Below are 11756 nucleotides of genomic sequence, written 5' to 3' on the forward strand. Positions count from 1 at the left end.
ATTGACAAAAAAGCCAGTGTTTGAAAACACTGGCTTTTGGAAGGTAAATTAAGACTTGTTGTGTGTCAGACTCACATCCAACGTTTTTTATTGCGACGTTGTGGTCTAGGTAAATACACTAAAATAATGCCTAGGATTAAGCCCATGCCAGCGATTAAGCCACCTTGGCGCCAAAGTTCAAAACGTTCGTCTTGAGCGGTGCGATCTACCGCATTTTTCAGTTGATCACGTTCTTGAGTCGTTTTAGCTAGGGTGGTTTCTAACTCGCTTAGTTTAGCCTTTAATTCGAGCAGTTCGCCGGCATGATTATCCGTTGAACTTGATACTTCTGCTAACTTAGCTTTGGCCTGTGCGAGTTCAGTTGTTAACGCAGGGACTTGCTCACGGAAACTTTGAGTCGAACTGATCAAGTTGGTTTGTACCCAACCTTCACGGCCTTTATGGTCGATTATTTTGGAGTAATCACCTTGAGTTTCGTTGAGCAGTGTCACAGGTTGACCCGCTTCAATTGATCCAACAATTCGAAACTCAGTACCAGGGCCACCTAAAAGATACAGAAACACGTTATCCGAGATGTAGCGGGATTGGCCTTCGGCCAGCAGGTTGGAAGACAGCAAGATCATTCCTACCAGAGTCAGGAGTCTAAACACTTTTGTATTCTCATCAACGAAATAGTCTGCACATGCTAGGGATTTGAGGCCTGTAATGCAAGAGGGAAGTCATAGACTTCCCTCAACTTTACGGCATCCATGCTATGACCATTCCAATTTAATTCAATCTTTCCTACGACCTTCTAGTCCTAGGCGCTAATACTGCTTAATGTCAGCAACACATTTAGCGAGACTTCTTAATTAAAAATACCTTTAATCATATAGAAGAAGATGATTGATAGGCCAGCACCTGCTGGTAGGGTCACAACCCAAGATACGACGATATTACGTACCACACCAATGTTAATCGCTGCGATACCACGGGCCATACCTACACCTAATACCGCACCCACTAAGGTTTGTGTGGTAGAAATAGGTAAACCAGTGCTAGAAGCAATAACTACAGTTGTTGCCGCGGCTAATTCTGCCGCAAAACCACGACTTGGCGTTAAGTGAGTGATGTTTTTTCCGATAGTTTGCATAACGCGCTGACCAAAAATCGCCAGACCCATCACAATACCTACGGCACCCAAAGGTAAAATCCACCAGACTAGAGGTGATTTCGCTGCAATCTCACCACCGCTATTGACGACAGAAACAACCGCCGCTAATGGGCCAATCGCATTTGCTACATCGTTTGAACCATGGGCAAAAGCCATACAACAAGCTGTCAGAACCATCAGGATCGCAAACACTTTTTCAACGTTTTTGAACTGGGTTTGACGATCTGCTTTATCACTCATTTGTAAGCGTGAAATGGCGATTTTACCTAAGATACCAACTACAGCTGCAATAGCACCTGCGAGTAGGTAAGACTCGGTAACTGAGAAATGCAGACCAACATGGGATAAGCCTTTCATAATCGTCATTAATGACATGATGAAACCAGCAAATGCCATATAGAAAGGTACGAAACGCTTAGCATTACTCAATGGATCGTCAGTGTTGAAAATGAGTTTTTGAGTGCTTTGGAAGAGGATGAATGCCATAAAGCCCGAAATAGCGGGGGTTACGACCCAAGAGCCTACAATCCCGCCCACTTTATCCCATGAGACTGAATCTGCACCAACACCCACGGCGGCGAAACCAATAATGGCACCGACGATGGAGTGAGTCGTTGATACCGGCCAGCCAAGGGCCGATGCGACGACAAGCCAAATACCTGCTGCCAACAATGATCCTATCATGCCGTAAACCAGCAATTCAGGAGTCGCAGTGAAATAGCTAGAATCAATAATACCGCTACGAATGGTATTGGTAACTTCGCCCCCAGCTAAAAATGCACCGGAAAACTCAAAGATCATTGCGATAATAATCGCTTGTTTAATTGTAATTGCGTTTGAACCTACAGAGGTTCCCATCGCATTGGCGACGTCATTCGCCCCAATACCCCATGCCATGAGAAAACCAAATGCAGCCGCAATGGCAATAAGCCACGGGCCATTGGTGACTAAGACGTTAGCCACCTCAATACCTGCATCAACCATATTGATACCTTGATAACCTTAATTTGTTAAACGCGAGCCAGCATAAGCTCAAGACGCGAACCGACGCGTTCGGCAAGATCTGCAAGACCACCGACCCATTCAATCGTTTTGTAGAGGAACATCACATCGACAGGATTCAATTCAGATTCCATAGCGAATAACTGACGGCGTAACTGAATTTGTAGATCGTCAGTATCTTCTTCGATGATATCGAGTTCGTTGATCATTTTTGCCACTAAGTCGACTTCACGGCCACGGAAACCTGTTTCTAACAGATCTTCGAGTTCATTAATGACTTGTTTTGCTAGTGCTACCGCATCGATACAGCGTTGTAGATAAGCAATAAATGGGACTTGCATGACCTGAGGGATTAACAGCTGACGGCCGATAACACGACCGGAAATATCTTTGGCTTTGTTGGCTATCTTGTCTTGTTGAGTTAAAAGTTCCAATAAATCTGTACGTTCTACTGGCATAAATAAACCGCTTGGCAGAGTAAGGCGGATTTCACGTTTTAGTGAATCTGCTTGCTTCTCGGCTAAACTAATTTGCTTACGTAATTGAACTGCACTGTCCCAGTTGCCTGTGATAGTGGCTTCGAAAAAGGGGACGAGTAACGATGCGCAATCGTGTACTTTGTCCATGTGCTCTTGAAGAGGCTTAATTGGCGATTTTGCAAACACGCCCAAAATAGAGTTTACTGGCATTGCCGTTTACCTATTTAGATTGTTCCATTATTGGAAAAAGCGGGCGCATGTTAACCTATGCGTCCGCGTATTGAAACTGTGTTTTTTCAGAAAAAACGACAGGTTTATTCTAACGGGTTATATACCAACTGCAAAACCAAATCCTACGGGATTTTTATGACACATTTGTGACATTATGAACTAAAGATGACGCATCGATGAATATTTGATGACAAAATGAGCGGTTACGCAATGAATGCTGAGATTGAATTAAAACTGTTTTTCCTGCCGATATATCAAGAATCCCTGATAAATAAGTTAGATAGTCTCGATAATGCCGTACCTCAAGGTCAACGTCGTTTGGCGAATGGTTACTTCGACACCCCTGACTTGCAATTACGTCAGTGGGACATGGGATTGCGGGTGCGCGGTTACGATGCGCACCGAGAGCAGACCATAAAAACCGCAGGACAAGTCGTGGGCGGCATTCATTCGCGGCCCGAATATAATGTGACTATCCAATCCGATAGCCCAGACTTAAGTCTATTTCCTACCAGCATTTGGCCCGCTGATGCTGATTTAGCGGCGACGCAAGCTCAGTTGACTTGTATATTTCACACCGATTTTTATCGTCGCGCTTGGCATGTTCAGATTGATAACAGCGTAGTCGAAGTGGCGTTAGACATAGGTGAAATCACCGCAAATGGTCAGCAAGAAGCCCTGTGTGAGCTCGAGTTTGAACTCCTCAGTGGCGATACTGAGGCGCTACTTAAGCTGGCGATGCAGGTGGCGAGTGTTGTGCCCGTGCGTTTAGGTAAGGCCAGTAAAGCGCTGCGGGGCTATCGATTGGCGGGCAAGGCTAAGCCGCTCGATTTAAAAGCATTGGAATTTCTGCCACTGGCCGAGTCACACGATTCTTCTTTACTGGATTTAAGTGCAAACTGCCAAATCCTGCTTGAAACCGCCCTTGAGCGCTGGCAATTATTAGAGAGCATGATCGCAGAGGAAAGCGACCCTGAAGCCTGTGTGGCACTATGGTGGCGGATGCGCGCCTGTATTCGTTTGTTGCGCATGACCTTAAATCAGTTCGAATTATTGAATGTGACACTGTCTAGCCAATTTATGCTGATTGAAAAGCAGCTCGATTTTATTGAGCAGGCACAGGCGTTGACCGCTTTGCTTGGTAGCCAAAGAGGCTTATTTGCTAAACTTGGCCAACATGCCCAAGTTAAGGCGCGACTTCTGGCGCAACTGACAGAGATTAATCGGACGGGACGCTTACTCTCCCTATGGCAACAGATCGAATATGGTCAACTACAGCTGGCTATTGTTGAACTGTTGCTAAAGATCAGTGCTGGTGAAGTGGACATCACCCATCAGCCTAGCTTACGCCAGCATGCCGATCGTGCTCAGCAAGCTTCTTGGATGGCGATAATTGAGGTCATGCCACTCAATAGCGTCATGACAGCGGCGAATTATCTACAAGTGGCCACAGTGTTGGATGCGAGCATTCTTGTGGGTCATGCCTACGGCAGTTTATATGAGGCGAAATCACGGGACGCATTTCGTGCACCTTGGCAAGATCTCGCGCTTGGGATTAAAACTTTGGCTTGTTATCGCGCCTTACAGGATGCGAGTCGGGAGTTAGATATCAATTTAGCTGAGTGGCTGGAAGACAAGCAGCAGAGTTTGTTGTTTGCTATGGAATCGACACGCCGTAACGCGATGCAACAGCAGGTCTACTGGTAGTATTACTTTTTATCGCTGATAAACGGAAAAGGCTCAATCTAAAATAGATTGAGCCTTTTCATTAGTCCGTTTTCGCAACAAAGTCAGCTATTTTTTGTTTCGATAGCCTGCTTAAGTTCCGCAATTTGAGCCAGCATTTGCGCTTGATTTTGTTCTATTTTTTGTTGGTTTTCTTCCATTCTTGCTAAGGCTAGCTCAAGTTCTGATTTGATTTCGGCTTTATGCGCATCTTGGCGTTCTTGGCGTTCAGATTCATCTGGCGCGACAAATACCGATGCCATATAACCTGAAATCACCCCAAAAAAACTCACACCGCTGACAATGACCACGCCACCTATGATGTGGCCTGCTGTGCTTACAGGATAATAATCGCCGTAGCCGACGGTAGAGATAGTGACTAATGCCCACCAAATCGCTTGCTCAGCGGTCTGGATATTGGCGCCTTCGGTGCCGCTTTCGACGATGAGCATAATGACGGAAGCTAATGTTAGAATCGTCACCATAGCAACCAGTAAACTGGCTAAGGTGGCTTGTTTACGTTGTTTTACCAGTGGGAGCAGCAGTGAGCGACTCATGCGGATCAGGCGTATTACCCGTAGGATTTGAAAAAGCCGTGCCATACGTAGGGCTTCAATCGCCGGAATACTGGCAATAAAATCAATCCAATGGTGTTTAATGAAAAAGCGTTTATCGCGAGCACGGATCAACCCAACAAAGAAGTTGATCATAAAAATCATGCAAATACTGGTATCGACAAAGAAGAGCAAGCGGTAGGTTTCGCTATCTAGGCGGCCGAAGGTCATGACAAGTACTATGATCACCGACAGCAAGGACAATAGCATCATCGCCATTTCGAATGGAGAAGGAGTGCCAAGGGTGCGAAGCGACCATGGGGTTTTATCTGTCATGCCAAACATGATCCCTGTTAAGTGCGGCGAATATCACTACTAAAGTAAAAGACTTTAGGCTGTGAGTAAATTGACTGAGTTAATAAAAGGGCTATAAATCGATTAATCGCGCCAGCCAATGGTAAGAAGGGTTGGCGCTTGAGATCAGCGTTGCTTTAGGTTTCATCAACAAAGTGGACTAAATCGTCGAGTACACGGCGTTTAATTTCTAGCTGTGAATCGGCACTTAAACCATATTTCTCTGCCAGTTGCACATAGTCATCTGCATTGAGTGACACGGTAAGACGCGGACGCGTTGGCCGTTTCGATACGCTAAGACCTAAAATAGTGCGAATTTGATCAGAAGGGCTAACGCCTGCATCTAACGCGGCTTTACGAATAGAGTATTGAAATTTTTCATCGAGATCGAAGGCAACCTGTGTCGCCTTAGCGGCTTGTTGGTTCTTTAACCATTGCTCGGGCAGAGGGTGTTTGGTTTTACTCATGGCGTATTACCTATTGCTATCAATCGTTTCTAGCGCTTATCTGTGAGATTGTATTGGGATTATTGATAAAGTGCGAGCACGCACTTTATCTTATTTTCGTGTTATTTCGCCGGCCAGTATTCCCGAATATCCGTTAGCGGGCGATATAGGGTCAAGACAACATCGGTATCACCCCCTTCGTAGACTTCCACTTCGACGGCGCAGCTTTCATTGTCATCAAGTAATAAATAGTACTCAAAGGGCTCACCTGTGGCGCCATTGGCATCCTGTGGCGGCTTTTGGCCACGATAATCCTGACGATGAAAATAGCCAAAAGCGGCAAAAGTCACTTGGTGGTATTGTTTTCCAAGCCATTGTTCAAGTTGTTCAGCTAAGTCGGCCGGTAATACTTGCGTAGTTAACTCGGCATGACCCGGTTCCTCGAACAGGGCGCTGAATTGCTCGAGATCGAATAATTGCTCCACTTGGGCGCGGGAAACCTTAATCGAAAAGGCGAGATAGGTTTCGTCGTCTTCTTCAATGCTCAAAAAGAGAGTATCGCTACCATGTCCCTTGAGTAACCACTCGGAGTGTTGTTTACGTTCAGACTCGTAAGTATGTACGGCTTCGACTCTTAATTGTTGACCACGGAGTTGTGGTGGCAGGGCAAAACTATCATCAATTGAGATCATGTCGCCGACATTGAGCTGGGACGGGTGATTGAGCTCGCGCTGTGGCGGGGCTTTCTTACCAAAAATACTATTGAAAAATCCCATAGTGACTCCTGCTGACTATGCTCGCGTGCGGCCTCATATTGATTGGCTGCGGATATTCACGGGCAATAGTGGTCATTTTTATTTGATGAGGATGAAACAAAAAAATGCCGAGGTCAGTAGGGGGTGATGATCCCACTGAGACTCGGCATTCGGTCAATCATTGCTTAGCTTTTACGTGCTTTGATTCGATCTAGCACTGCATTTGCGTTTGACTTTTGCTCACCAATACCCGCTTCGGCTAGTTTGGCTTGCAACGACTTATCACTGTTTTCATCGGCTAAGGTTTCAGCCGCTTTTAAACGGTCGTCAAATTGTTGCTGACGTGCTTTGATACGTTCTAGTGAATCTTTAGCGTTCAGCAGCTTAGAGTTGCTAGACGCGAACGAGTCAGTAATGGTTGCCGTCGCTTTTTGTACGCTTTCAGTGGTTTTAACCATGCTCAACTGACGTTGATAATCAGACAGTTGGCGTTCGGTTTTCTTCACTAAGTCTTTCAAGCGTGCAGCATGGGCGCTAAAGCTGTCGTTGGCGCTTTGTTGCTCAGACAACTCTTGGTCTAACTGAGCAATCTTTTCAGCAATTTCAATCGCCAAGGCTTCATTACCTTTGTCCAATGCTTGAGTCGCATAACCTTCGTGTTCTGCAATCGAACGTTTCAGACGGTCGATTTCACGGCTGGCTTGCATTTCTTTTGCCATGACATCGGTCAGTTCACGTTTAGCATTGGTTAAATGCTTTTCTGCATCACGGATTTCCTGTTCGAAAATACGGGTTGAGTTTGCGTCAACGATGCTTTGGCCAACTTCGGTGGCACCACCGCGAAACGCTGTTAAAATTTTATTCAGAATGCCCATTTTGTGGCTCCTTATTTCAGATAGTCGACCAATTCATCAATAACTTCTAAACAGTTATCAGATAAAACTGCTAATTCTTGCTCGATTTCGAGCATGCTAGATTGTAGTGATAGCGCACCGTAAACCACGTATTTGTCATCAATTTTTGCAAAAGCTGACAAGGGCATTGGAATGTTGAGCTCTAGCATGGTTTCAAACATTTCACTGCGACGTTCTTGATTTACTTCGTTCTCGCCCCACAGGTAGCTGATGCAAAGTACTTGGTTGTCCGTTACCGATACAAATACCGGGATTTCTTCACGGCCGACCACATTCACTTGCAACACTTCGACTTCACCATCGATTGGATAACAATCAAATTGAAAGCCAGTTTGGCTGTTGTTGCCAAGACTGTTGAGGTGATTGGCAATGGTATGGATATTCATATTTGTCCTTATTGACATATTATGTCTGTGTTCAAAGATAGCACCGAGACATAATATGTCAAGTACTATCTCATCCTATTAAAAAAGATCCAGTCCTTGATTCTCGGACCAATCTTGCAAATGGTAGTGATACAGCTGCAATGAACCCAATTCATTGGGTTTTATGTTGGCGGCATCTTGATAAAAATTGGCTGGAAACTCAAAGGCGCCATCCACTAAACCTAAAGTGAGCCAGTCATCTTTGATGGGCAACTCAGTTAACTTCGCTAATCTGTGTTGTGCATCGAGTCCGCCTAAGGTTGCAATACTCCAGCCCCATTCGCCAAAACTGGGCACATTATGATGGTACTGCTTGACGTCAAATCCCGCCAATGCCAAGGTTTTTGCTACCGAAATAAAGGCCTTAGGGGCATGGTAAGGCGATGTTGACTGTACAGTCAGAGCGCCATCACTGCTCATAAGTTCCTTTAATTTACGGTAGAAATAGTCCGAATAGAGCTTATTAAGATCGGGATGGCTCGGATCGGGCAAGTCTACGATAATCGCATCGTATTTCACGCCTGTGGCAATCAGTTTATCGACACCATTAAATGCATCGTCGTTGATCACTGTGACACGGGGATCGTTCAGTGCATTGCCATTGAGCGCCAACATAGCGCGACTGAGACTATCGGGCATATCTGTATCGGGCGATTTAAATAATTGCACTAGGCCCACATCGAGATCGAGCAGCGTGACTTGTTGAGGTTCCCAGCGCAGTACTTGTTTTAGACCGAGTCCATCACCGCCGCCAATGATCAGCACCTTGTTGTGACGGGCACTGGCCGCGAGCGTAGGATGAACGAGAAACGTATGGTAGATGTGCTCGTCTATGCTAGAAAATTGTAAGCGACCATTGATGTATAAAGCATAAACGGGCGGTAGACCGTTACCGCGCAACCGCTCGGTGAAGGTCAGCTGTTGGAAACGTGTCGCCTTGGCGTAAACCACTTTGTCTTTATAGAGCAAATTATTGAATTCTTGCTCCCAGCGTGGGCCGTGGATTGCTAATACGAGTAAGACGCCAGTCACGATAAAATGCCCACTCAAAAGCAGTTTAGGGCGGCGGATTTTAGGCCAGAATCGCCAGATAAACACAAAACCTGCCAATAGATTGAAACTGGCGGTTAAGGCGGCGGCGAGTTGGATATCGATGGCGAGCATAAAGCCAACCCAAATGGCGGCACCTATGCCTGCGCCTATGTAATCAGCTCCGTAAATGGTGCCCGCGTTATGCAGTAAATGCTCGTCGGAAAGGGATTGGCGAACCCTAGCAATCAGCGGGATTTCCATACCAATCATCAGGCCCAATAACACACCCCACACATAGGGTAAGTATTCGCTGAGTTTTTGCAGCGAGCCTATCATGCCACCTTCGGGCAGTTGATCTGGCGGTAAACCTAAGGTGTTAGCAATGATTAATGGCAGTTGTTGACCAAAACCAATCACCGCTGCTGTGATTAAAATGGCGAGTGAGCCACAGAGTGCAACTGTGAGTTCTAAAATCACAAAACCGGTAAAGGCATCACGGATCTTACGGGCGGCGAAGGCACCTAGCCCCATGGAGACAATCATTAAGCCTATCATGGTGTAAATGGCGGCTTCTAATGCGCCTAAAATGCGGCCTGCATAGTGGGATAAAAGATATTCGTAGATCAGGCCGCAACCTGCTAATACGGCCATAATGCCCAATAAGAGAACATCGTCGAACCAACCTAGGCGGCTAGGTTTAGCCGCCGAGGGAGTTAAGCTAATTTCTTGCATTCGATTAAGCCATCAGTGCCGTAAGAATAAGTGCGATAGCGATACTGATCGCCATTTCTACTGCGGCAATACCGATATTGTGTTGTCTTTCCACTTCATCGGCTAAATCGATACGGGCCAATACCAGTTTCTTCACGACGAACAGCAGTAAGGAGAGCGCGATCAGCATAATGACTGAGAACACTAACCAACCGATCACGTTAGTCACATAAGCCGTTGGATTATAAATAATAAAGTGACTGGCGGCATTAAAGCTCAGTGCCATAGCAATCATGTAACCCGCATGGCGTAGCGCTAACGCTGTATGACCTTGGGCTAAGGCTTGCTGCATAGACGAGTCTTGGTTGCGGCTTGCGAAACGGTTTTCACGCCAGCGCGTGAGTAGCACTAACATCAACTGCGAAATCGCAAAGGCGCTGAAGATGGCAATGAAGGTATCGACCGTTAAATCTTCTGCCCACAGCAAGACGGAGCGAATGATAATGGCGGTAGCAATAGCAACGCTGGCATCGACGATAGCGACGGACACATTACCTTTGATGATTTGCTCGTTTTTATCAAACTCATTTAGCGCTATTTTATCGTGGAGAAAACGGCCGAGTTTAATCAGTACTAAACCGAATAAACCATAGCAGCTCATGCCAATCGCTTCGGTAAGATAAGAGTGTGCCGCAGCGCCTGTGATAGCGCCAGTAAGCACTATGCCTAGGGCGGCAACTGCGCCAGCGGTACTTATGCCAAAGGCAAAGTTATCCCGCTCTGCCAGCTCCTTACTGCTATTGACCTTTACACTCCAACCTTGCAAATAACGCATTAGCGTTAGCAAAATTACGGCTATGGTGAGATCGATAGCCAGAATGATGGCTAGCTCTGGTGTGATACCGAAATCCTGAAATAATGTCATTGGAAATCCTTAGTTACTTGCCCCGGCGCACACTGCGGGTCGTGCGATTACTGGAATTGCGGAAACTGCTGTCTTTAGCATAGTTAGATCGAAACTTACTGTTCGAACTCTTGCTCGCACTTGTCGTGCTGGCCTTAGGTGCGCTGGTACTTTCACGGGATAACGCCGTGCCACCAGTTCGCGGTTTAGCATAAGGGCTGTCAAAGCGCTTGCCTTGTGAGTCGAAACGTTTTTTCGTTTGTTCGAAAGTCTTATTTTGCGCATCCGCTTGTTTGGGTGAGGTATAGCGATAACGACCTACGTCATTGTAATAGCTATAACCTCGGTTACCCGACCAACGATCGTAGGAAACTGGGCGATTGAAGACATTCGAAAACATCGAATACATGCCATACCAAGCCCAAAACGAAGTGCCGCTTGAGTCGGTTTGCCAGTTGCCGTAAGAGGGATTACCAACTAATTGACTGCCTGGACCAAAATCTTCACCGCCATTGGCTAATGTTGCGGCCTCACGGCTAATCGCATTTACGCGAGCCAGTTTGCCGTCGGACATATCTGCGACCACGTTGACGGGATCAGACAACATATCGTTAAACAGACTGGGATCTGCGGCTTGATAAAGATTTTCTGCTTCGGCCAGCTGTTGATCGAGATCAGCAAAGTTACTCGCCACTTTCGACTCATCTAATCGACGTTTTAGCGAGGTATACATGGGACCTTGAGTACCAGAATCCTTTGCTAATTCATCGAGTAAGGGTGCTAAATCGGGTTTCTGTTGCTTTAGCAGTGTCGTGTATTGTTTTAAGAGATTAGCGTTACGCAACTGGCCGTCATCGATCATCGTCGTGAGCGTAGCGAGACGTTGCTGTGTGAGTTGTTGATACTTCGCGATTTTATCCGGTCTGTCATCGCCACAACCCGTCAGCGATAGCGAAACGGCTAAAAAAAGTATCGATGTGAGAACACGGGTTAGCATTCCTGCCATGTTTTCTCCAAAAGGTAATGAAATAAAACTCAAATACTTGCAGGCAATAATAATCCGCTTGCCCA

At 46.1% G+C, this 11756-nt stretch carries 12 protein-coding genes; 1 reads left to right on the top strand and 11 read right to left on the bottom strand.

The genetic code is table 11. From position 1 onward, the window contains the following. Positions 1 to 71: 71 nt before the first annotated feature. The 3 genes from L5M38_RS06915 to L5M38_RS06925 form a co-directional block, all read right to left on the bottom strand. A complete protein-coding gene (locus tag L5M38_RS06915) occupies positions 72 to 623 on the bottom strand; it encodes a TIGR04211 family SH3 domain-containing protein (RefSeq protein WP_212600477.1) in 552 nt (183 codons plus the stop codon). A gap of 224 nt (positions 624 to 847) precedes the next feature. Next, a complete protein-coding gene (locus tag L5M38_RS06920; RefSeq protein ID WP_212600432.1) occupies positions 848 to 2137 on the bottom strand; it encodes an inorganic phosphate transporter in 1290 nt (429 codons plus the stop codon). Between the two features lie 26 nt (positions 2138 to 2163). Further along, entirely contained in the window at positions 2164 to 2844 is a 681-nt protein-coding gene (locus tag L5M38_RS06925; protein ID WP_105251552.1) for a TIGR00153 family protein, read from the bottom strand. 231 nt (positions 2845 to 3075) lie between these two features. On the opposite strand from L5M38_RS06925, the gene L5M38_RS06930 reads away from it, so the two are divergent. Continuing rightward, a complete protein-coding gene (locus L5M38_RS06930; RefSeq protein WP_263168364.1) occupies positions 3076 to 4572 on the top strand; it encodes an inorganic triphosphatase in 1497 nt (498 codons plus the stop codon). A gap of 83 nt (positions 4573 to 4655) precedes the next feature. Here the strand turns inward: L5M38_RS06930 and L5M38_RS06935 are convergent, their stop codons facing one another. The 8 genes from L5M38_RS06935 to L5M38_RS06970 all read right to left on the bottom strand — a co-directional run bounded on the left by L5M38_RS06935 (position 4656) and on the right by L5M38_RS06970 (position 11691). Beyond that, complete coding sequence (locus L5M38_RS06935) at positions 4656 to 5480, bottom strand: ion transporter (protein ID WP_105253058.1); 825 nt, start codon at positions 5478 to 5480, stop codon at positions 4656 to 4658. 155 nt (positions 5481 to 5635) lie between these two features. Then, positions 5636 to 5965 carry a hypothetical protein gene (locus L5M38_RS06940; RefSeq protein WP_028761837.1) on the bottom strand — a complete coding sequence of 110 codons (330 nt, stop codon included), beginning with the start codon at positions 5963 to 5965 and terminating at the stop codon, positions 5636 to 5638. Positions 5966 to 6066: 101 nt separating this feature from the next. After that, complete coding sequence (locus tag L5M38_RS06945; RefSeq protein WP_028761836.1) at positions 6067 to 6720, bottom strand: hypothetical protein; 654 nt, start codon at positions 6718 to 6720, stop codon at positions 6067 to 6069. A gap of 164 nt (positions 6721 to 6884) precedes the next feature. Further along, complete coding sequence (locus tag L5M38_RS06950; protein ID WP_028761835.1) at positions 6885 to 7574, bottom strand: PspA/IM30 family protein; 690 nt, start codon at positions 7572 to 7574, stop codon at positions 6885 to 6887. An 11-nt stretch (positions 7575 to 7585) separates the two neighbouring features. Continuing rightward, positions 7586 to 7999, bottom strand: coding sequence for a YjfI family protein (locus tag L5M38_RS06955; RefSeq protein WP_105251554.1), 414 nt, complete (start codon positions 7997 to 7999; stop codon positions 7586 to 7588). 78 nt (positions 8000 to 8077) lie between these two features. Next, complete coding sequence (locus L5M38_RS06960) at positions 8078 to 9802, bottom strand: polyamine aminopropyltransferase (protein WP_028761812.1); 1725 nt, start codon at positions 9800 to 9802, stop codon at positions 8078 to 8080. Between the two features lie 4 nt (positions 9803 to 9806). Continuing rightward, positions 9807 to 10706 carry a DUF350 domain-containing protein gene (locus tag L5M38_RS06965; protein ID WP_113939026.1) on the bottom strand — a complete coding sequence of 300 codons (900 nt, stop codon included), beginning with the start codon at positions 10704 to 10706 and terminating at the stop codon, positions 9807 to 9809. A 13-nt stretch (positions 10707 to 10719) separates the two neighbouring features. Further along, complete coding sequence (locus tag L5M38_RS06970; RefSeq protein WP_105251557.1) at positions 10720 to 11691, bottom strand: hypothetical protein; 972 nt, start codon at positions 11689 to 11691, stop codon at positions 10720 to 10722. Positions 11692 to 11756 lie beyond the last annotated feature (65 nt).

The organism is Shewanella sp. SM101 (assembly GCF_025654465.1).
In the GTDB taxonomy this organism is placed as follows: Bacteria; Pseudomonadota; Gammaproteobacteria; order Enterobacterales; family Shewanellaceae; genus Shewanella; species Shewanella oncorhynchi.